The organism is Confluentibacter citreus, assembly GCF_002807055.1.
In the GTDB taxonomy this organism is placed as follows: domain Bacteria; phylum Bacteroidota; class Bacteroidia; order Flavobacteriales; family Flavobacteriaceae; genus Confluentibacter; species Confluentibacter citreus.
Genome location: NZ_NIXN01000004.1, coordinates 127,091 through 151,278 on the forward strand (window position 1 = coordinate 127,091; position 24,188 = coordinate 151,278).

11 protein-coding genes are annotated in these 24,188 nt (G+C 34.8%); all 11 read left to right on the forward strand.

What is annotated here, in order from left to right; all coding sequences use genetic code 11:
* The first annotated feature begins 187 nt into the window (after positions 1-187).
* The 11 genes from CDH49_RS09810 (at position 188) to CDH49_RS09860 (ending at position 24,064) form a co-directional block, all read left to right on the forward strand.
* The gene (locus CDH49_RS09810; RefSeq protein WP_100615339.1) at positions 188-2,467 is read left to right on the forward strand and encodes a GH92 family glycosyl hydrolase; all 2,280 of its coding nucleotides are present in this window, start codon (positions 188-190) and stop codon (positions 2,465-2,467) included.
* A gap of 7 nt (positions 2,468-2,474) precedes the next feature.
* On the forward strand, positions 2,475-3,041 hold the full coding sequence (locus CDH49_RS09815) for a hypothetical protein (protein ID WP_100615340.1): 567 nt from the start codon (positions 2,475-2,477) through the stop codon (positions 3,039-3,041).
* A 29-nt stretch (positions 3,042-3,070) separates the two neighbouring features.
* Complete coding sequence (locus CDH49_RS09820; RefSeq protein ID WP_100615341.1) at positions 3,071-6,034, forward strand: glycosyl hydrolase 115 family protein; 2,964 nt, start codon at positions 3,071-3,073, stop codon at positions 6,032-6,034.
* 7 nt (positions 6,035-6,041) lie between these two features.
* On the forward strand, positions 6,042-7,877 hold the full coding sequence (locus CDH49_RS09825; protein WP_100615342.1) for a metallophosphoesterase family protein: 1,836 nt from the start codon (positions 6,042-6,044) through the stop codon (positions 7,875-7,877).
* 55 nt (positions 7,878-7,932) lie between these two features.
* Positions 7,933-11,970, forward strand: coding sequence for a hybrid sensor histidine kinase/response regulator transcription factor (locus CDH49_RS09830; RefSeq protein ID WP_100615343.1), 4,038 nt, complete (start codon positions 7,933-7,935; stop codon positions 11,968-11,970).
* A 121-nt stretch (positions 11,971-12,091) separates the two neighbouring features.
* A complete protein-coding gene (locus CDH49_RS09835) occupies positions 12,092-12,964 on the forward strand; it encodes an inositol oxygenase family protein (RefSeq protein WP_100615344.1) in 873 nt (290 codons plus the stop codon).
* Positions 12,965-13,038: 74 nt separating this feature from the next.
* Positions 13,039-14,619: a solute:sodium symporter family transporter gene (locus CDH49_RS09840; RefSeq protein ID WP_100615345.1), complete on the forward strand. Its 1,581-nt coding sequence runs from the start codon at positions 13,039-13,041 to the stop codon at positions 14,617-14,619.
* 37 nt (positions 14,620-14,656) lie between these two features.
* Complete coding sequence (locus CDH49_RS09845; protein ID WP_100615346.1) at positions 14,657-15,799, forward strand: acyltransferase family protein; 1,143 nt, start codon at positions 14,657-14,659, stop codon at positions 15,797-15,799.
* 1,387 nt (positions 15,800-17,186) lie between these two features.
* A complete protein-coding gene (locus CDH49_RS09850) occupies positions 17,187-19,193 on the forward strand; it encodes a glycoside hydrolase family 97 protein (protein WP_100615347.1) in 2,007 nt (668 codons plus the stop codon).
* A 170-nt stretch (positions 19,194-19,363) separates the two neighbouring features.
* Positions 19,364-21,757: a glycoside hydrolase family 31 protein gene (locus CDH49_RS09855; RefSeq protein WP_100615348.1), complete on the forward strand. Its 2,394-nt coding sequence runs from the start codon at positions 19,364-19,366 to the stop codon at positions 21,755-21,757.
* 72 nt (positions 21,758-21,829) lie between these two features.
* Positions 21,830-24,064, forward strand: a complete 2,235-nt coding sequence (locus CDH49_RS09860) for a glycoside hydrolase family 3 C-terminal domain-containing protein (protein ID WP_100615349.1) — start codon at positions 21,830-21,832, stop codon at positions 24,062-24,064.
* Positions 24,065-24,188 lie beyond the last annotated feature (124 nt).

A 24,188-nucleotide genomic window follows, 5' to 3' on the forward strand; every position in this document is an offset into this window, starting at 1 on the left:
TGATTGAAGCGAAAAATAGAGATTTTTTTCCAGATTTTAGATTTTTAGCACTTCATAGCAGCGCTATGGAGTAAAAAAAAGGTAAAATATGGGGTAAAAAGATCATTTTGCAGCCAATTGAAAAAAGTCAAGATGAGTTCAATAAGAATAAATTTTAAAATCGTTGCCAATTAAAACTTTTAAATAGATGACATTAAAGATTAAACAATTTATTATTGGAATAAACTTATGCTTTGTTATGCAGGGTTATGCTCAAAATCAGTTGCATACCTATGTAGATCCCATGATTGGGTCTGAAGGGGTTGGACGCGTATTTATTGGGCCATCCTCTCCCTATGGAATGGTAAAGCCAAGTCCTGACTGTACCGTAAGTCCGAATAGTGGTTGGTTGCCAATGCCAACGGAAGTAACAGGATTTAGTCAAGTACATGTTAGTGGTACTGGCGGCGGACCAAAATATGGAAACATACAAATCATGCCATTTTCTGGCGAATTAAATAAGATAGACCAAACCTCATTCAGACAGGAAGAAAACGTGAAACTCGGCTATTATGAAACTGTTTTTAAGGAAAATCAAATAAAAACAGAAATAACCACAGGAGAAAAAGTATCATTTTATCGCATTACATATCCTGAAACTGCCACTAAAGAATTGAAGATTGATCCAGGATTTTTCTTGGGAGAACCAAAAGAGCCTGATCCAGATGCAAGGGAAGCCCAGCAGTTTGTGGGATCTCAAATCGAAATAGTTTCAGACACAGAAGTTAGGGGCTATAGCCGAATTAGAGGTGGTTGGAATAACGGTCGTGCCTATACCGTTTATTTTTGGGCCGTTTTTGATCAGCCCATTGCAAAACAGGTCACTTGGAAAGATGGAAAATTTTATCCCAATGCATCGGCTCAATTTGATTCGGGTAAAAAAACAGGTGCTTTATTGTCTTTTGGAAAAGAAGGTAAACAAGAACTTAATGTCAAAATTGGTATCTCGTTTTTAAGTTCGTTAAAAGCAAAAAATAATATAGAAGTGGAAATTCCGCATTGGAATTTTAATAGCGTTTTATCAGTTTTAGAAAATAAATGGGAACAACTGTTAAGTCGTATCACACTATCGACAGACACTTCAGAAGATTATAAAAAAATGTTTTATACGGGCTTATATCACACCATGATCATGCCTGTTGATAGAACAGGAGAGAACCCTTTATGGACCAATGATGAACCGTATTACGATGATTTTTATTGCATTTGGGACACCTTTAGAACCTCTAGTCCATTAATCACACTAATAGACCCAGACCGGGAAGTTGAGATTATTAATGCCATGTTGAATATTTATAAGCGTGACGGCTATTTGCCCGAAGGCAGAAGCGGTAATGATAACGGACGAACTCAAGGAGGCTCTAACGCTGAAACAGTCATTGCCGATGCTTTTGTGAAAAATTTAAAAGGAATAGATTATGAATTGGCATTAAAAGCCATGCTAAAAGACGCCGAAGTGCCTCCAGGTGGTAATGAAGAAAAAGAAGGCCGTGGCGGATTAGTCGCTTATTTACGATTGGGGTATATTCCTTACGGCATCGACCGTGCAGGCAATCGAACTATTGATTATGCTTACAATGATTATAATATTGCCACAGTTGCCAAGGGTTTAAATCATGAGAATATTTACGATAGATATATAAAACAAGCTGATAATTGGAAAAATTTATGGCGTGCAGATTATGAAGATAATGGTTCTATAGGATTTATTATGCCCAAAGATATTTCAGGAAATTGGTTAGATGATGTGGTTTTTGGCGAGTCAAAAATTCAAAAACCAACTTTTAAATATACGCCAACAATTACTGAATCGCCTTGGTATGTTTGCCATTGGTGTGTATTCTTCTACGAAGGCACTTCTTGGGAATATTCGTTAAGTATCCCTCATGATATTCCTGAAGTTGTTGCTAGATCTGGAGGAGATTTAGCTTTTAAAAACAGATTGGATACGTTTTTTGAAAAGGAATTGTATGATGTATCAAACGAACCTTCTTTTTTAGCACCTACCATGTACCATTGGATTGGTCGCCCAGACTTAAGTAGCGATAGAATACATGCCATCATAAAAAATAATTTCAATAGTTCACCAAAAGGTTTGCCGGGTAACGACGATTCAGGAGCCATGTCTTCTTGGTTGGCTTTTCACATGATGGGATTGTATCCCAATGCAGGTCAGCCTTATTATTTAGTAAATACGCCTTTGATTAAAGAAACCACATTGCAATTAAAAGGAGGCAAATCTTTTAAGATGTCTACTAAAAATCTGAGTGATAAAAAGAAGTATATCAAATCTGCGACATTAAACGGAAAACCCTATAATAAAGCATGGATTTTACATGAAGACATCATTAATGGTGGCGAATTAATTTTAGAAATGACATCAAAACCATCAACTTGGGGAACCACTATGTTACCACCAACAAAATAATTAGATTATGAAAAATATTATTATAACTATCATTTTTTGCGTAACATATCACATAGTAATGGCGCAAAGCAACGTGCCAGCAATTAAAAATAACAACACTTTGCATTATATCTGTAAGTTGCACGGACAAACAAGAACGTTGACGCTCACTACAGAAATGACTTCGGATACGTTGGTATTAAACTTGGAAACGAGAGGCGTAAAAAGTAGTATCAGAACGATGCCGGAAGCGGTTAAAAGCGGCACTGAATTGAGTTTTAATCAAGGGGAAAATGCACCCATTCTGGTATTGAAACCAACGGAAACGTTTTTTATGATTTCGCAATCAGCTTATCAGGATTTATTAAAAAACAATCAATTTGTTTATAATAATACAACGTATGTTTTGGATAAAAGTGACGAAAAGAATCCTGTAGTTATTGATGGAAAAGCATTAAACACGTTGCATGTAGTCGCACAAATTGATAATACTGAACTATGGATTTTAGAAAATCCTGATTTTCCATTGCTTTGTAAAGTGGACAAAAACCCATTAGGTATCAATTTTACGCTTACGGAGATTGTTGGTCAATAACGTTTTAATCAAAAGGATAAGGTCTAAATATGAATAAGTTATATGTTTTTCTGATACTGGTTTTATTCCAATTTTCTATTTTGAATGCTCAAAAAAGCAATGATTTTATAGTTGTTAAAGGAAATGAGTCGTGCCAAATAGTCATTGATAAAAAAGATGCCAAAGTCGTTGAAATTGCCGCAAATATATTGGTAAATGATATAAAGAATAGTACAGGAAAAACCATTAAAGTTTCGAATGGTATAGGCTCTAATATCATTTTTGCTGGCACTATTGGGAAGAATAAATTCATAGACCAACTCGTTCGCTCCAATAAAATAACTATCGATTCTATCAAGGGGAAATGGGAACGTTATAGTATCCAAGTCGTTAAAAATCCTTTTAAAGGCGTTAATCAAGCCTTGGTAATCGTGGGTTCAGATAGGAGAGCAACTGCTTATGGTTTGCTTGAAATTTCTAGAATGATTGGGATCTCGCCGTGGGAATGGTGGGCAGATGTGACGCCTGAAAAGAAAGATGAAATTGTCATTTCTGTTGAAAACAAAACATATAAAGGGCCATCCGTAAAATACAGAGGCGTGTTTTTAAATGATGAAGATTGGGGCTTGCAACGTTGGGCAGCATTAAATTTTGAACCGGAAATAGGGGATATGGGTCCAAAAACCTATGCGAAAGTTTTTGAGTTATTGTTACGTTTAAGAGCCAATACCATTTGGCCTGCTATGCATTCAAGCACCAAACCATTTTATTTCTATCCCAAAAATAAACAGGTGGCAGATGATTATGCCATTGTTACAGGCACATCACATGCGGAACCCATGTTGAGCAATATCAATACAGAATGGAACCATAAAACAATGGGTGAATATCGTTATGACACCAATTCGGAGGTCATAAAAAATTTGTTTACCAAACGCATAAAAGAAGCTGCTCCATTTGAAAACATGTATACCACAGGAATGCGCGGGGAACACGATTCTCCTATGATTGTTGGTGAAGATGATACCGATCAACAAGTCAAATTATTGGAAAATATTATTACCGACCAAAGGGCGATTTTAAAGAAAGAACTAAAAAAAGACCCAAAAGAAATACCACAAGCTTTTATTCCGTATAAAGAAGTGTTGACTTATTATCAAGAAGGTTTACAACTTCCAGAAGACATTACACTGGTTTGGACGGATGATAATTATGGCTATATGCGCCAGTTTAGTATGCCCGAAGAACAAAAGCGATCAGGAGGTGCAGGCGTGTATTATCACACCTCCTATTGGGGGCGTCCACATGATTATTTATGGTTAAACTCCACCAATCCTGTTTTAATGTGGGAAGAAATGTCTAAAGCCTATGAATTTCAGTCCCGAGATTTATGGATTCTCAATTGTGGTGATATCAAACCACATGAATATAATATCGAATTGTTCTTAGATATGGCGTGGGATATGGATGCTTTTGAAAAAAGTAGCGCCGTGAAAAACCATATGAATACGTGGGCAGCAAGAGAATTTGGAAATGAACATGCCACAGCAATCACCGATGTTATGTTCGAAAACAACCGGTTGGCTTTTATAAGACGCCCAGAGTTTATGGCGTGGAGCCAAGTGGAACCCATTACAAAATCGGGTGTTACGGAATTGACTCAGTTTCATTATGGTGATGAAGTTAAAACGCGAATAAAAGCCTATCAAGCCATTGAAGATGAAGTAGAAAAATTATATCCTACTATGGCTACTCATCGTAAAGATGCTTTTTATCAGTTAGTGTATTATCCTATGATAGCTGCTTCAAAAATAAATCAAAAATGGTTGTACCGTTTTAAAAATGATTTTGATGCCAAACAAGGTAAAATTAGTGCCAATTATTATGCAGAGGAATCTGCCAATGCTTTTAATCGCATTCAAAAAGAAACCCAATATTATAATGAAACCTTGAGTCAAGGAAAATGGCACCATATCATGACCATGGAACCTAGGTTTCTTCCTGTATTTAGCAAACCATCTTATGTATTTGTTGAACCAAAAGAGGAAGCAACTTTAGGTTTGGCATTAGAAGGTTACGAAATGGAAGTCAATCATAAAATCATTAATAGTTTTGCTGATGTTTTGCCCATTTTTAATAGATATACCGATAGCCAATATTTTATTGATGTGTATTTAAAAGGAGAAGGAGGCGTCACATGGAAAGCGGTGCCAAAAGCCGATTGGATTAAAATTTCAGAAGTTGAAGGGACATTAAATAGTAAATCCGAAAATCCCACAAAACGTTTATGGGTAAGCATCGATTGGGAAGAAGTACCCCAGGGAGAAAATAAAAAAGAAGCACCTTTGGGACATGATTTCCAATTGATTCCACCAAGTTATAAAGTAAATAGTGCCATTGATTTTATTTCGGCCGATAGTACGATAACAGTAGGGGTTTCGGTTTATAATCCGAAATTCAAAACATTGGAAAATTATGAAGGATTTGTAGAAGACAAAGGTTTTGTGTCGATATATGCTGAAAATTTCACGAGAAATAAAGCTGGGAAACAAGCGGAATGGGAGGTGTTTGATGGTATTGGTTATACAGGAAAAGTAATTACGGCGTTGCCGAGAAGCGTTGATTCGGAAACCGAATTAAAATTAATTCAACAAAATAATCCTGTACTGGAATTTGATTTTTATACCTTTAATTTCGGAGAAGCAGATGTTCGGGTCCAAGCAATACCTACACATGCTGATTATGAAGGACGTGGTGTGCGTTGTGCTGTTGCTATAGACGATGCCACCCCTGCTATTATTGATTTTCAAACTTCAGGTAGAAGTGAGGCATGGATGCAAAATGTGCTTAAAAATGCCAGTGTGCAATCGGCAAAACAAATCATTAACAAGGCAGGAAAGCATACCTTGAAAATTTGGATGGTAGATTCGGGTGTGATGCTAGATCAGGTGTTGATTGATTTAGGTGGTTGGAAATCGAGTTATACATTTCCGAAAGAGACTTTTAAAAAATAAATAATTTATGCGATTCCAAAGATGTTTTTTTAATGTGCTGTTTTTGCTTATTCTGGTTTCTTGTAAAACAGAACAGCAAGCCATAGAGAAAAATGAACGTATTGCTTTTATAGCCGATGCGCATTTAAGTGATATTTTTGGCACATTTCAAGATAACGATTATAAAGGCATTCCAAATCCGGTAACGGGTGAGTATGCCAATATCAGAACCATGGGTTCGCAATTACAATCCACCCGAATTTTCAATGAAAATTATTTTGCGTTTATAGCCGCCTTAGAAGATATTTCTAAAAAAGGAATAAAAATAGTGGCGTTGCCTGGCGATTTTAGTGATGATGGCCAACCGGTGCATCTAAGAGGTTTAAAGCGTATTTTAAATGAATATACTGAAAAGCATGGCATGTCATTTTTTATTACCACAGGGAATCATGATGCGGTAAAGCCTTTTTCCCAAGATGCTGGTAAAACCGATTTTTTGGGACAAGGAGGCAAAGAACAGATTATCACTAGTTCAAGAACTCAATTAACGGTTGGAGAAAATGAATTGGAACCGATTGTGACCTCAGATATTCAGAACTGGGGCTACAAAGAAATGACGCAGGAAATGGCGGATTTCGGATTCTTTCCCCAAAAAAACTATCTGTATTGGGAAACCCCTTTTTCTAACTATGCTTACGAAGATTATACATTTGATAAAGCGTTAGAAGAATCGCCATTAGATAAAAGAACGTATGCCATTAAAAACACAAATCTGTTTCTTCCTGATGTGAGCTATTTGGTCGAACCAATTAAAGGCATTTGGTTGATAGCTATCGATGCCAATGCTTACGTTCCTGTTGAAAAATTATCGGGAGAAAAGGATAATCCTAAAGATTTTTCAGGAGCAAGCATCGGTTATAATAATGTGCTTTTATATAAAAGCCATTTGGTTGAATGGGTAAAAAGAGTTTCGGCTGAAGCCAAGAAAAAAGGGAAACTATTAATTGCCTTTAGTCATTACCCTATGGTCGATTTTAATGATGATGCTTCTAAGGAAATGAAAGCATTTTTTGGAACCGATAAAATGCAATTGCAAAGAGTGCCAGTGGAAGCTGTGGCACAATCTTTTGCAGATGCTGGGCTTCAAATCCATTTTGGTGGACACATGCATATTAATGATACCGGTGTCCGTACTACAAAAAAAAGCAACACTTTGTTTAATATTCAAACGCCTTCGTTGGCAGCTTATATGCCTGGATATAAAATTTTGACGATACATTCAAATACAGAAGTTGAGGTAGAAACTGTGATTGTTGCTTCTGTTCCAAAGTTCAGCAGTTTATTTCCTTTTTATGAAGAAGAATATGCATATTTAGAGCAATTAAAAAGCCCTAAAATTTGGAATAAGAATATTTTAAAAGCAAAGGATTATAAAGAGTTTACTGAATGGCATTTAGAGGAACTGACAAGGCTTCGTTTTTTGCCACAAGATTTTCCTGAAGCATTTTTAGCTTCTTTTGCAAAGCTTTCGGGTAAGGATTTATTGTTGATGAATAAAGAGATTTCAGAAATTGAAAAACAATTATCAGCTAATAAATTAACAACTCAAGATTTTGAAACATGGACGGGTTTAGATATGATTTTTGATTTTTATAGGCTGAGGAATGCCGGTGAATTGGCTGTTTCAGATATAGGTTCTATAAGATTAAAACATTACCAAATGGTTTGCGAGCAGCTTGAAAAATCAAATAACGAAAAATTTCTTTTATGGTCTAAAATAGTTCATAAAACCATACAAGGTCAACCCTCAAATCATTTTAAAATCGATTTAAAAACAAATAAAATAGATAGAATAGCACCTTGATAAAGGCCGAGTATTATTTGATCAAAATCAGTAAATTGCATCTGTAATCAATTCCATGAAACAACATATTCTCATATTATTTTTTTCTTTAATTATTTTTTGTGTTTCTAATTCCCAGAATATAAAATTTGAACACTATAATGATAATGATGGCTTGTCGCATAATTCGGTTAGGCACATCGTTCAAGATAAAAAAGGGTTTTTATGGTTCGGTACCTTCTCTGGATTGAACCGATTTGATGGCTATCAATTTAAAACCTATTTAAGTTCTGCTCCAGGTAAAAACAAATTATATAATGACGATATTACTGCGCTGGAATTAGATGAAGAATCCAATAATTTTTGGATTGGTACACGAAAAGGGTTGACCCTCTATAAAATGGATACCAATGTTTTTACCACTTTCTTACCTGAAAAAAACAATCCGAATAGTTTGCCAGAGGAAGAGATCCGTTCCGTTCATGTAGATAGATTTAAAAGAGTATGGGTAGGGACCAAAACCAAAGGGATACACATATTTATTTATGGTGAAAATAGATTTGAACATGTGCCCATTAAAGATTTTGATTATGTAAAAGAAATTTATGAAGATAAGAATGGCAATATTTGGTTGGGGAGTTATGGAAATGCATCAGTTGCAAAAATCACCCTAGATGTTGGTGGTAATGTTGTAAAAACTAAAACATATACGCTGTCCATTCCTTATTCAAACGAGAAAAACCCGTATGTCAATTTTATTTATGAAGACGCAAAGCATGATGTTTTTATTGGAACTCGGGAAGGGCTTTATAAATTAGATAAAACAAACGATGAGTTTGCGACTCTTTATATTGATAATAAGGATATTAGAATTGCTTTGGGCAACCATTTTTTATCGGTTGCCCAAGCTCCAGATGGTAAGTATTGGGTAGGAACTTTAGGCGGTTTACTAGTTTGCAATGCATTAGAAGATATTAAAAATGGAAATTATAAATGGTACTATTCAGTTTTATCAGACAATACATCTTTGATTGATAATTTAGTATCGGCCTTATACTTTGATGCTTCTGGTGTTTTATGGATAGGAACAGAAGATGGGTTGGATAAATACGATCCTTACGAAAACCAATTTGCCTTAAACAAAGATATTTCCCGTTACATTGGTAATCAAGCGCCACGAATTAGAGGTTTTTCTAAAACGTATGATGACAAAGTCATTGTACAAACTAGAAATAATGGGCTTTTTATTTCTGATAATGAAAATTTTGTTCCCTTGTATGACAATAAAAGGGATATGGCAAGTATTTATTCAGACGATGGGAAAATATTTTATTGTGGTCTGTGGAATGGAAATGTACTCGTGTATAATTACCTTAAAAATTCATCTACAGAAATAAACATCGGATTCCAAAACGCACCTGTATTTGCATTTTGTAGGATAGATGAAGCATCTCTCATGGTAGGATCGTTTGGAGATGGAGCCGTCATTTTGGATACCAAAACATTACAAGTACAAAACACTAAATTTCTACCAAGAGTTCAAATTAATGCTATAGAAAATGATACCAATGATCATCTTTGGTTTGCAACCGAAACAGGAGCCGTAAAATATGGTATCAAATCTGGCAATATGGAAACGTATCACTCCCTTTCCGATAATGAAAATCGTTTACCCAGAAACGATAATGTTAGTGATATCATGATCGATTCACATGGAAAGGTTTGGGCATCTACACCAAACGGATTAAGTTTTTATGATGCTTTGAACAACCATTTTAAGGAGTTAACAGAGCCTAAAGAGCTTTCAGGAAAATGGATTACCGATATGTTAACTGATGAAAATGGGGATTTATGGTTAAATATCAATAACAATAGTGTCGCCAGACTTAAAGCTAACCTAAAAGATATAAATATATACCATGTGAACAGTGGTAATAGATTAGATGTTTTTAGTTCAAGTGGATTTTATAATTTCAATAATTCAAACATTTATTTAGGAGGTAAAAATGGGATTATCTATTTTTCGCCACACACTATGACCAAAAACAAATGGTCACCCATGCCTGTTATAACTGAATTTAAGATTCAGAACGAAGAGGTATTTCCGGGAATGAATATTAATGGACAAGTGCCACTTCTGAAAGATTTTAATTATACTAAAGAAGTAACACTAAGCTATGCCAACCGCAATTTTTCATTTCAGTTTTCTGCACCTTCATTTACAAATGAAAGGCTTAACAAATTTCAATACATGTTAGAGGGTTTTGATGAAAACTGGATAACCACAAACAGCAATTCTAGAACGGTTCAATATACAAACCTGTATCCCGATGATTATGTTTTTAAAGTAAGATCCAGCAATAGTGATGGGAATTGGAGTGATACAGCGTCTTACCAAATAAAGATTCTGCCACCATTTTGGTTAACCCCCAGCGCTTTTATACTTCTTTTCATTTTGTTAGCTACTATTTTTTATTTTGTTAGAAGAGAGATTAAAAGCCGTATTAAATTAAAACAAGAACTACTTACGGAAAAAGTGAATAGAGAACACGATATTAAATTAAATGCCGAAAAGCTTCGGTTTTTTACTAATATTTCCCATGAATTACGAACCCCATTAACCCTCATTTTAGGGCCTGCCAAACAACTGATTGATGAGAGCAAAACCAATGCAACCGACTATCAAAAAAGTAGATATAATCTTATTTATCAAAACGCCAGTAGGCTGTTGAATTTAGTAAATCAAGTGCTTGATTTTAGAAAAGCAGAATCTGGGGAATTAAAACTTAAAGTTTCGAAAACGGATATTCTTTCGTATTCAAAAAACATTTTTGATTCCTTTAAGGAAATGGCCAATAACAAGAAAATAAGATTAAATTTTATTTCAGAAGAAGAGAGCATTATCGGCTGGATAGACAATGATAAGTATGACAAAATTCTTTATAATCTGTTGTCAAATGCATTAAAATTCACCAATAAATTTGGCAATATAGATGTGTTTATAAGGTTAAAAGATGGTGCTAGAGAGTTCCTAATAGTTGAGGTAAGCGACGATGGTATTGGAATTCCATTGAAAAGTCAAGAAAAAATTTTCACCAGATTTTATCAGGCAACCAATAGCAAGCCCAATAATACAGGTACGGGCATTGGTCTGTCATTAGTAAAATCCTTGGTAGAACTTCATAAAGGTTCTATAAAAGTAGAAAGCAGCCCCAATAAAGGAAGCATATTTAAGGTTGAAATTCCCATAGAACGCCATTTATATAATGATAAAGAAGTATTTGAATATATTTTAAAAGATGAGAGTTTAAAAGATGTACTTGTTATCGATAAACCAGCTAAAAAAATAATCCAAAGCACCGAATTAAAGCAAAAAATACTGGTAGTTGAAGATAATGCCGAGCTAAGAAGATATTTGATTGATTATTTGTCCGATTATTACAAAGTGTATGATGCAGAAAATGGGGAAGAAGGGTTGAGGATTTGTAGACAAATAAAACCCATATTATGTGTTGCAGATGTTATGATGCCCGTTATGGATGGCCATGAATTTTGTAGCGAATTAAAAAAAGATGAGTTTATTAGCCATATCCCTGTTGTGTTGTTAACGGCACTTTCTGAAAATGAAGATAAGGTAAAGGGCTATGGGCTAGGAGCCGATGGTTATTTGGTAAAACCGTTCGATCCATCTTTATTAAAAACAGTTATAGAGAATATCATAAAATCTAGGTTGGAATTAAAATCGAAGTTCTCTGGTGAAGTAGAAAGCGAAATTAGTCTGCTAACCCATTCGCCCATTGATGAAGAATTTATGGAGAAAGTGACTAATTTAATAAATGAGAATTTAAGTGAATTAGATTTATCAACGGAATTTCTATGTGATAAATTAGCAGTAAGTTCTTCAAAATTATATCGAAAAATCAAAGAACTAACCGATTTAGCTCCTAACGAATTTATCCGGACCATACGCTTAAAGAAATCGGCGCAACTTCTTAAAAGCAAAAAGTATAATGTATCTGAAGTAACTAATCTAGTGGGCTTTAACGACCCTTTGTATTTCAGTAGATGTTTTAAAAAACAGTTTGGTTTTCCGCCAAGTAAATTGATTAATTGATTCTTTTTCTTCAAAATAGCATATCTGTCAAAAAATATCCATGTTTTTGATGTATTAATCCATCCCTTTCCTTTGTCTATATTTTAGTTTCGTTTAAAACTAATTTTTCAATTATAGCATCATGAAAAAGGCATTTGATTCAAACAATCCATTGAATAATTTAGATGAATGGGAAGATGATTTGTTGTCACGATATCCAGACCCATCTGAAAAGAAAAAGGAAAAAGATGAATTTAGAAATTATGTGGATTCAGAACGGGTAGAAACGGTTAAAGAATTTTACAGAATAAATCATACCTATCAAACTTATGACTTTGTTTGTAGCAAGGAAGAAGAATTTCTGAAATTTAATAAAAAGGATATGTCGATTTGGGAAGCTGTCGATTTTTTAAACACGCTTGTTGATGATAGTGATCCGGATATTGATTTAGACCAAACACAACATCTTTTGCAAACTTCTGAGGCCATTAGGGCAGACGGACATCCAGATTGGTTTGTGCTTACAGGATTTATACACGATTTAGGAAAAATTCTGTGCTTGTTTGGTGAACCACAATGGGCCGTTGTTGGTGATACGTTTCCTGTTGGTTGTGCGTATTCAGATAAGATAGTGTATCCAGAATTTTTTAAAGATAATCCAGATTATAATGATGAACGTTTCAATACCAAATTTGGAGTTTATTCTGAAAATTGCGGATTAGATCAAGTGAAAATGAGTTGGGGGCATGACGAATATCTTTATCAAATCATGAAAGATTATTTGCCAGAACCCGCTTTATATATGATTCGTTATCATTCGTTTTATTCCCAGCATAAAGAAAATGCATATACCCATTTAATGAACAAGAAGGATATGGACATGTTTGAGTGGGTAAAAAAATTCAATCCTTATGATTTATACACTAAGGCTCCTGTTAGGCCGGATGTAAAAGCATTAATGCCATATTACAAAGAGTTAGTAGCTAAATATTTACCAGAAAAATTGAATTTTTAATCAAATGGCCATCTATTTTGATTAATGCCTTCAATTCTATTTAATGATATCACATACTAACTAAGAACCAATACATGTACACAGCTATTACTTTTATTGCCTTTACGGCGTTTGTTGCTTTTTATTCTTGGTTCAAACTAAGAAAACAAAAGTTAAGCTCCAAAGACGGTTATTTTCTTGGCGGTAGAAGTCTAACAGGTGTTGTTATTGCGGGATCCATGCTTCTTACCAATATTTCTACAGAGCATCTTATTGGCATGAACGGCTCTGCCTATAAAAATGGATTTATCATAATTGCTTGGGAAGTAACATCGGCTTTAGCCTTAGTGGCAGCGGCCATTTATTTTGTTCCAAGATATTTAAAAATGGGGCTTACCACTATTCCGCAGTATTTGGAAAAAAGGTTTGATAGCACCACAAGAACTTTAGTAGCCCTTTTTTTAATGATTTCGTTTGTGGTAACCTTATTGCCCATTGTACTTTATACGGGTGCTATAAATATTGAAAGTATTTTTAATGTTTCAGAAGTTTTGCAGATATCCAAAGAAGAAGGATTGTGGATAACTGTTGTATTAATTGGTGTCTTGGGTTCTGTGTATGCTATTTTTGGCGGACTAAAAGCAGTGGCTATTTCCGATACCATTAATGGTTACGGACTTTTAATAGGTGGTCTTCTTATTCCCCTTTTGGCACTTATAAGTATTGGTGATGGAAATCCGATAGAAGGATTAAGTAAAGTATATTCAAAGAGTCCGGAAAAATTTAATGTGATTGGTGAAAAGGATTCGGTATTGCCTTTCGGGGTTTTATTTACTGGATTGATTATTAATCAATTATATTTTTGGTGTATGAACCAAACCATTATTCAACGTGCGTTTGGTGCCAAAAATTTAGTGGAGGCACAAAAAGGCTTATTGTTTACGGGCGTTTTAAAAATATTAATTCCACTCATTATCATTTTGCCCGGTGTTATTGGGTTCTATTATTTTGGAGATGCTCTCTATGATAAGCAAGATATGATTTATCCCGAGCTTATTAAAAAAGTATTGCCCGTTGGATTGGTAGGTATTTTTGCGGCCATTATATTGGGAGCCGTATTAAGCACTTTTAACAGTGTATTGAACAGTGCAGCAACCATATTCAGCATAGATATTTACAAACGGCATTTAGGTAAAAATTCTAGTGATAAGGTTTTGGTTAAAGTAGGGAAATTAACCTCTGCCATTTTAGCTGTTTTTGCCATATTGGTCGCACCTATGGTTGCCAATGCGCCAGATGGACTCTATCAACTCTTACAGCAATTAAATGGCATCTTTTTTATACCTATTGCCTCTATTATGTTGGCTGGTTTTTTTCTTAAAAATATATCGGCTGCTGGAGCAAAAGCATCACTTTTTGTCGGGCTCCTATTTTACATATTAACCACCTTCGTTTTTAGGGTCGATTTACATTTTGTGCACCTCTGGGGTATAGAGTTTTTACTAAATATAGCAGTCATGTTTTGTGTGTCCCGTTTTTATCCTCAAAGTAAAGAATATGTCCAGGAAGATTTACATATAGTTGAAATGAATGCATGGAAATATACCAAACCCATGGCTATTTCTCTTTGTGCCATTACGGTACTTATTTATGTTTTTTTAGGAAACAATTATTAATAAAGAATTTATCCATAATAAAATAGAATTACAAATCATGGAAGGAACATTTAATCAGAAGTCTAACCGTTTTTTATCTCTTGATGTTTTTAGAGGACTAACCATCTGCTTGATGATTATTGTTAATACACCGGGAACAGGAGCGCATTTGTATCCTTATTTGGTGCATGCCGATTGGTTTGGTTTTACGCTTGCTGATTTAGTTTTTCCATCGTTTCTTTTCGCCATGGGAAATGCCATGAGTTTTTCTATGGGTAAATTAAAATTTGCATTGCCAAGTTTGGTATGGAAAAAAATATTAAAACGCACCTTTCTTATTTTTCTTTTTGGCTATTTAATGTATTGGTTTCCTTTTTTCAGTCAGGGTATCGATGGTTCTTGGGAATTTAAACCATTTTCTGAAACTCGTATTATGGGTGTATTGCAACGTATCGCCTTATGTTACTTTTTTACATCTATCATTTTTTATTATTTTTCCCAAAAAGTAGCGGTCATTTTATCAGTTGTTATTTTACTCTGTTATTGGATACTACTGTATGTATTTGGAGTGCCAGGAGAGGAATTGGGAACGACAACAAACGCAGTAATACGGATGGATTTGTCACTTCTGGGCCACCAACATATTTACAAAAAAGATAGCATACCTTTTGATCCCGAGGGTCTTTTAAGCACCTTACCAGCTATTGTGAATGTGATTGCAGGATATATTGCAGGGATGTATGTTCAGAAAAAAGGGAAGATTTTAGGTGGAATCACCAAATTATTTATAGCTGGTTTAATATTCGTTTTATTGGCACTAAGTTGGGACTTGGTTTTTCCAATTTCAAAAAAGCTTTGGACAAGCTCATTTGTACTTTATACCATTGGTTTGGATTTATCCATTATGGCTGTTTTGATATATGCTATTGAAATAAAAAACCTAAGGTTTGGGGTTGGCTTCTTTGATATTTTCGGAAAAAACCCTTTGTTTATATATCTGTTTTCTGAATTGTTTTATATCACTTTACGTCTCATTCCAACAAGTTCTGGATTGGATGTATTTGAATGGGTGAGTGAACATGTTTTTCAGAATCTGTTTCCAGGGGCTTTTGGTTCATTGGTTACGGCATTAGCATTTATGTTGTTATGCTGGTCTTTAGGATGGTGGCTCAATAAAAGACGTATTTATATAAAAATATAAACAATTTCTTAATATGTAATTAGGAAGATGAAAATAGAAAAGCTTTAATTTGTTTTGTAGTAGCTAACTATTCAAATTTAATTTGAATAGTTATTTGTATACTATATCAAAAACGGACATTAATACGTCTTTGCTTTGATACAAAAGTCTTATCAAACTTTATCCAAATATTAAGAAGAACTGAACTAAGTTTTCTTAATTCTATTATGATTAATATTTATTAATAAAATTCATGTTAATTTATCTTGCTCTTTACAAATAATACTAAATTAAACCGTTGGGTGTAATTGCTTTATCAATACTAATTTTTATATAAATTGTCGCATTGAGCTTGTAGAAATGTATCTTCTAGTGTATGCGATAGGTTCAGACTGAGACTTGAGTGCTAAATTGACTTTAAATTATAATCAAATTTCGTTATAAATTAAATTTTCTTAATTTCACCCAACGGGTTAACTGTATATATTAATCCGAATTTAATTTTTGTTGTTTACATTTGTATTGAATTCCAATATTTCCAACGACAGAAGTCATACACTTTTAAAACACCAATAGAATTATTTAAATATAAAAACAAATTTTTCCTTTTAATAATCTTCTACATGATTTATTCTGGTTATTTTATAAATAACCCCATGGAATATTTTTTGAAACTTCAACAAATCTACACCTCTCTCAAATTTTATTGGTTATTATGTTTATTAATCCTATATAATGTATTGTTTTCTAGAATATTAAAAACGAATATAATATAAAGGTGAAATCTTAAATCATATTTTTTAAAAGTAAAAGACTACAAAAAAAAATTAAAACTATTTATAGATAATTAAATAACACATTAGTAGCCCTTATAGAATACATATTCTATCGCTCTTTATTTACTGAAACTATAATTTTACATTTATATAACGAAGGTTCAATAATAAAAAATCCTGAACCAAAAAAACCTAAACTAAAACCAAAACTTTAAACAATTAATTATTATGAAATTCAAACAAAAAAATAAAAACAAAATAAGGTTATCTGTATACATTACCGAAACATTATATTAGAACAAGGTTGCACAACAAATTTATATTGTCTTAGTGATAGTTTTAGAAAATATCTAAATGGTCATGAACTACAAGATTAATATGTGATAGGTTTCTTTTCTCTAAGTTGGCAATTCTTAAAACATTAGCCGTTCATATTTTCTGTGTGAACTTTAAGGAATGATAGTGTTTTTTAAGACTTTGGAAAACAACCTATTGTTTTGTGCTTACCATAACGAAAACCCGGTAATTGTCGGGCTAATTAGTAAATTTAGTTTAGTTGTATTTAGTTTTTAACTGGGGGGTTTGTAGTTGGTCTCCCCAGTTATTTTTGTTCCTTATTTAAATTTAAAAAAATGATTCAAAAATTGATAATCCCTATTTTGCTTTTTGTAATAATTTCTGGATGTAGTAAAGTCGAAGATAAGAACGATTTTGAGGTTATTTCACCAAATGGCCTAAACAAAATTAAGTTTAAATTAATAAAAAATGAACCTAAATATGCCGTTTATCATGGTGAAACCGAAGTTTTATCGTTTTCAGATATGGGGTTTTTATTAAAGGATGATGAAGATTTAAGTAAAGACTTTGAAATTGAAAATGTAGAGATATCTGATTTTGATGACACTTGGGAACAGGTTTGGGGAGAAAAAAAGAAAATTCGTAATCACTATAATCAATTAGTGGTTCATTTACAAAAAAAAGACAAAAACAAGCGCAAACTAGATATACAGTTTCGTGCTTTTGATGATGGAATTGCCTTTAGGTACATATATCCAAAACAGGAAACAAAGGACAGTATTTTCATCATGGATGAAAAAACAACCTTTAACCTAAAAGAAGACGGTCAGGCATGGTGGATTCCTGCCTACCGAGAAAACCGTTATGAGTATTTATATGAAAAATCGCCAGTTAGCACTCTAGACACTGTTCATACACCATTAACTATAGAAAGCAAAAGCGGATTGAAACTAAGTTTTCATGAAGCCAACTTAATTGATTTCGCTAGCATGACTTTGGTTAATACCAAAGGCACGCAATTAAAAACAGATTTGGTACCGTGGTCAGACGGAGTAAAAGTAAGAGTAAAAGATACCTTTACGTCATCATGGAGAACACTTCAAATAGGTGAAAGTGCTGGAGATTTAATCGATTCATATTTGGTATTAAATTTAAATGAACCCAATAAATTGGGAAATACACCTTATGTAAAACCATACAAGTACTTTGGTATTTGGTGGGGTATGCATATTGGGAAATACACTTTTTGGGAGAGTGATAAACAAGGGGCAACCACTAAAAATGCCATAGAATATATTGATTTCACTGCCAAGGAAGGTTTTCATCATTTATTGATAGAAGGCTGGAATAAAGGATGGACACCAGCTTGGTATGAAAACCATATGCATATGTTCAGCTTCACTCAATGTGCCGATAATTTTGATATTGATAAAGTTGTTGAATACGGAAGGCTAAAAGACGTAGAGCTTATAGGTTACCATGAAACAGGGGCTAACTTAATTAATTACATGAAACAAATTGACGATGGGTTTGCTTTATATAAAAGACTCGGAATCCATACTGTTAAAATTGGTCATGTTGGTTCAAGATTAAATATGAAAGAATGGCACCATGGACAATTTGGGGTTAATTATTTCAGATATGTTTTAGAAAAAGCGGCAGAATATGACTTAGCAGTATTTTACCATGAATCCATAAAAGATACGGGTGAACGAAGAACCTATCCAAATATGTTGGCAAGGGAAGCGGCACGCGGACAAGAATATAATGCTTGGAGCGAGGGAAATCCTCCGAACCACGCAGTCATTTTACCTTATACAAGAATGCTGTCAGGACCTATGGAATATACACCAGGTGTTTTGGATGTTGAAATTAAACAAGGATTTCCAGGAAAAAGAATTCAAGGCACTACAGCTCAACAATTGGCCATGTATGTGGTGTATTATTCGCCCATACAAATGATGGCCGATCTTCCCGAAAATTATGAAGGAAGACTGGAGTTTCAATTCATAAAAGATGTACCAACAGATTGGGAAAACACCATAGTGTTGAATGGGGAAATTGGAGAGTACATTACCACGGTTCGTAAAGACGCAGATAGTGATGATTGGTATTTAGGAAGCATGACCAATGAAAAAAGTAGGGATTTAACAATTCAACTGTCATTCTTAGATCCGGACGCTGATTATGAAGCTCAGATTTATCAAGATGCAGAGGGAACGGATGAAAAACATAATCCGGAGGCAGTAACTATTTTTAAAATGAGAGTAAGAGTTTCAGATACATTGAATTTGCATTTGGGAGGCTCTGGGGGGACAGCTATCAGATTTAAGAAATTATAAACCAAAAGTATATTAAAATTTCAAGAAAGAGAAAATCGATAAGTCTATAGTAAACGAAACTATGAATCTGAAATACAACAGGATATTTAATAAAATATTCAACATGAATGAAAATGATGTATTTTTCTTAAATTTAAAGAAAATAAAAAGAAAAAGTAAGACCAACTACCATGCTAAAAAACAAAATTAACTGCACTACTTTTTTTACACTATTAAATGTGTTATTATTTGCAAATGTGGCATTAGCCCAACTTCAAAACAATGCGATTTTAAATGAACCGCCAGACATCAGTAAGGATTTTGAAGATTACAGAAACACCTATTATCTAGCGGATGAGTTAACAACCTTCAACCCAGAAACAGGAAAAGGCACTATAAAATATTTACGTCACAATTTTGTTGCTAACCAAGCCTTTGATAATATGTTGAGCAGATTATCGCCAGTTTCACCAAATGAATTCCCAACAACCGAATATGCGGTATCTCCAGAATTACCGTTTTCCATTGAGTTTATTTCCGATAGAACCATTAGAATAAAAACAGCTTCCGGGCCACAATTTAAAAAAGAAGAACCGTCGTTGATGCTGGTTAATGGCGTTGCTAAAAATGCTAGAAACTTATGGGCCTATTCCAAAGTTGCTGATGGCCATAAATACACAAGCAGCAAAGGCTCTGTGTTGATAACCGAAAAACCTTGGCATGTTTATATATATGATGCTAAAGGTAAATTATTGACTAGTACCTTACACTCAAATGACGTTAAAAGCACGTATACACCAGTAACCCCTTTTTCATTCGTTAGAAGAGCGGACGATTATTCGCGTAGCATGAATGCCGTATTTTCTATGTCGCCCGAAGAGAAAATATTTGGTTGTGGAGAATCCTTCACGCAGTTTAATAAGCGTGGACAAAAAGTTATTCTTTGGACTGATGATGCTAATGGCGTGCAAAATGAAACCATGTACAAGCCCATTCCGTTTTACATGAGTAGCCGTGGGTATGGTGTATTTATGCATCATTCTACGCCCATTACAGTTGACTTCGGAAAATATTTCAATGCGGCAAACGCGATGATGATTGGCGATGATGAAGCCGATTTATTCGTTTTCATAGGTGAACCAAAAGATATCCTTGATGAATATACAGATCTTACTGGTAAAGCAGACATGCCTCCACTTTGGTCGTTTGGGTTTTGGATGAGCCGTATTACTTATTTTTCAGAAGAAGAAGGGCGAAACATTGCTAAAAATTTAAGAAAACATAAAATACCTAGTGATGTTATTCATTTTGATACGGGGTGGTTTGAAGTGGATTGGAGAAATAATTATGAATTCTCAAAAAACCGATTTGATAATCCAACTAAATTAATTGCGGATTTGAAGGAAGATGGTTTTAATGTATCCTTATGGCAACTGCCTTATTTCTCACCAAAAAACACGTTGTTCAATGAAATTATCGAAAAAGGATTAGCTGTAAAAGATAAAAAAGGAAATATCCCTTATGAAGATGCTGTACTGGATTTTACAAATCCTGAAACTGTCACATGGTATCAAGATAAAATCGCAACCCTTTTAAAAAAGGGTGTTGGTGTTATTAAAGTCGATTTTGGAGAAGCAGCACCTGCCAGTGGCCTATACAGCAATGGCAGAACAGGATTTTATGAACATAATATGTATCCATTACGATACAATAAAGCTGTAGCCGATATTACTAAAGAAGTTACAGGCAACAGCATTATTTGGGCACGAAGCACTTGGGCCGGTAGCCAACGGTATCCATTGCATTGGGGCGGTGATGCTGCGACAACCAATACAGCAATGGCTTCTACGTTGAGAGGAGGTTTATCATTAGGATTATCTGGTTTTTCATTTTGGAGCCATGATGTGGGTGGGTTTGTAACTAAATCCCCAGAAGATTTATACAGAAGATGGACACCTTTCGGAATGCTAACATCCCATGTGCGCAGCCATGGTGAACCACCAACAGAACCTTGGGAATACAGTGATGCCTTTTTAAAGGGCTTTCGGGATGCCGATAATATGCGCTATATGTTGATGCCATATATCTATGCACAAGCTAAACATGCTTCCGAAAAGGGACTTCCTATGTTAAGAGCCTTATTTGTGGAGTATCCTAACGACCCTGGGGCTTGGTTGGTAGACGACCAATATCTTTTTGGTTCTGATATGTTGGTAGCGCCACTTTTTGAAAATATGACTGAACGTAATGTCTATTTACCAGAAGGAAAATGGATCGATTACCAAACTGGTAACGTCTATGAAAAAGGTTGGCATACCATCAAAGCAGGCGATATTCCTATCATCGCTTTAATTAGAGATGGTGCCGTGATTCCTCATATTAAATTGGCACAATCAACAAAAGATATGGATTGGAGCAACATTGAGCTTAAAGTATTTGCTGCTGATGCCACGCAAGCCTTAGGCAAGTTATATTTACCAAATGATTCGAAACTATATGATTTGATTTTAGACAAAAACGGGTCGAGTTTTATCCTAAAAGACAATCCTGATTTACAACAAATACGTTTTAAAGTAACTAAATAAAGAAAACCGTTGATGTATTAATACATCAACGGTTTTTTACCAACAATCAACTAATCAACTAAACCATTATTTATGAAAAAAAATGCCATCATCATATCCGCTACATTGTTATTAATAATTTCTTGTAAAAAAGAAACCAAAGATACTGTGGGAGAAGTAGTAGTAGAAGCTTCTTACGCGCCTAAAGAATTTGATGCTTCTAAATTTGAATCCAAAATCGATTCATTAATTGCACAAATGACTCTTGAAGAGAAAATCGGCATGCTGCATGGCAATAGTATGTTTACTACTGGCGGTGTAGAACGGTTGGGGATCCCAGAACTTAAAATGGCAGATGGCCCTTTGGGGGTTCGCGAAGAAATCTCTCGGGATAACTGGTCGCCAGCCGGTTGGAACAACGACTTTGCGACTTATTATCCCGCTGGTGGCGGATTATCGGCCACTTGGAACACCGATTTAGCTTATCTTAATGGCAACAGTGTAGGTGAGGAAACCCGTGCCAGAGGTAAAGATATGTTACTGTCGCCAGCAATTAATATCATTAGAACCCCGCTTGGTGGTAGAACCTACGAATACTTTAGTGAAGATCCTTTCCTGAACAAAAAAATATCTGTCCCTTTTATTATCGGGTTACAGGACAATGATGTGATGGCTTGCGTAAAACATTATGCTGCCAATAATCAAGAAACCAGTCGTGATTTTGTAGATGTCCTGATCGATGAGCGTACGCTTCGCGAAATATATCTGCCGGCATACCAAGCTGCCGTAATGGAAGCGAATGCTTACAGTTTGATGGGCGCTTATAACAAGTTTAGGGGCGATTATTTATGTGAGAACGATTATATGTTGAATAAAATATTGCGGGAAGAATGGGGCTTTAAGGGTGTTGTTGTTTCCGATTGGGCTGCGGTTCATTCCACCGTGAAAACCTTGGAAAATGGTCTAGATATTGAAATGGGAACACCAAAACCATTCAATGAATTTTTCCTAGCCGACAAATTGATTGCCGCCGCCAAAGCAGGAGAAATTTCAGAAGAAGAAATCAATAAGCACGTGAAACGTATTCTGACGGTATTGTTTCAAGTAAAAGCCATTGATGGTAAAGACCGTGTAGAAGGCAGTATTGCCACTGAGGAACATTACCAAGATGCCTACAAAATAGCATCGGAATCCGTAGTATTGTTAAAGAACGACAATAATGTATTGCCTCTAAAACTAGATGGTATTAAAACCATTGCCGTGATTGGCAACAACGCGATGAAGAAAAATGCCTTGGGCGGATTTGGAGCTGGTGTAAAAACAAAAAGGGAAATTACACCTTTGGAAGGCCTTAAAAACAGATTGCCAGAATCCGTTACCATTAATTATGCGGAAGGCTATTTGGAGCGCTACACCAAAAATGAAAACAATCAAAAGACGGCAGTCACTTTAGAGGGCCCCGTAACCGTTGAAGAGTTGGATGAAGCCATGTTACAAGAAGCCATTGAAGCTGCTAAAAAATCGGATATCACCATTATTTTCGCTGGTTCCAACCGTGATTATGAAACGGAAGCGTCAGACCGCAAAGATTTATCCCTACCATTCGGACAAAAAGCATTTATTGATAAAATAATGGCAGTGAACCCAAATACCATTGTCGTTATGATTGCAGGCGCTCCCTTTGATATTGAGGATATCAGCAAAAAATCCAAAGCCTTGGTTTGGAGTTGGTTCAATGGCTCTGAAGGTGGTAATGCTTTGGCCGATGTACTTTTGGGAAATGTAAATCCGTCAGGAAGATTACCTTGGACGATGCCAAAAAGACTTGAAGATTCACCAGCTCACGCCACCAATAGCTTTCCAGGGAATGAATCCGTGACCTATGCCGAGGGTATTTTAGTCGGTTACCGTTGGTTTGATACCAAAAACATTGAACCTTTATATCCGTTTGGTTACGGACTTTCATATACGAATTTTGAATTTTCAGATTTAAAAACTGATAAAGAGGTTTACAGTAAAAGTGATATTATTGAAGTCACTTTCAACCTCAAAAATACTGGGAAAATGGACGGAAAGGAAGTCGCTCAATTGTATGTTTCAAAACCGGAATCCAAAATTGAGAGAGCAGCCCAAGAATTAAAGGGCTTTAAAAAAGTATTGGTTAAAAACGGAACTTCCGAAAAAATAACCATTCAATTGCCTACAAAAGAATTGACCTATTATAATGTGGATAAAAAACAATGGATGGTAGAGCCCGGAACTTATAAATTAAAATTAGGAAAATCTTCTAGAGACATAGTTACCGAAACTATTATAACTATTAAATAGCATTATAGTAACAATAGATAGTAAAAGTTGAACCTTTTGTGTGATAAGTAATAAATTAATGAAAGGGTAATTTATTTTTTAAATATACCCTATGTGTTTGTACCACAAATACCTGTCAATAATA

Bases quoted from the DNA above. Each gene is read 5' to 3' on its own strand.
- CDH49_RS09810 (WP_100615339.1), top strand. From the start codon at position 188: ATGACATTAAAGATTAAACAATTTATTATTGGAATAAACTTATGCTTT.
- CDH49_RS09815 (WP_100615340.1), top strand. From the start codon at position 2,475: ATGAAAAATATTATTATAACTATCATTTTTTGCGTAACATATCACATA.
- CDH49_RS09820 (WP_100615341.1), top strand. From the start codon at position 3,071: ATGAATAAGTTATATGTTTTTCTGATACTGGTTTTATTCCAATTTTCT.
- CDH49_RS09825 (WP_100615342.1), top strand. From the start codon at position 6,042: ATGCGATTCCAAAGATGTTTTTTTAATGTGCTGTTTTTGCTTATTCTG.
- CDH49_RS09830 (WP_100615343.1), top strand. From the start codon at position 7,933: ATGAAACAACATATTCTCATATTATTTTTTTCTTTAATTATTTTTTGT.
- CDH49_RS09835 (WP_100615344.1), top strand. From the start codon at position 12,092: ATGAAAAAGGCATTTGATTCAAACAATCCATTGAATAATTTAGATGAA.
- CDH49_RS09840 (WP_100615345.1), top strand. From the start codon at position 13,039: ATGTACACAGCTATTACTTTTATTGCCTTTACGGCGTTTGTTGCTTTT.
- CDH49_RS09845 (WP_100615346.1), top strand. From the start codon at position 14,657: ATGGAAGGAACATTTAATCAGAAGTCTAACCGTTTTTTATCTCTTGAT.
- CDH49_RS09850 (WP_100615347.1), top strand. From the start codon at position 17,187: ATGATTCAAAAATTGATAATCCCTATTTTGCTTTTTGTAATAATTTCT.
- CDH49_RS09855 (WP_100615348.1), top strand. From the start codon at position 19,364: ATGCTAAAAAACAAAATTAACTGCACTACTTTTTTTACACTATTAAAT.
- CDH49_RS09860 (WP_100615349.1), top strand. From the start codon at position 21,830: ATGAAAAAAAATGCCATCATCATATCCGCTACATTGTTATTAATAATT.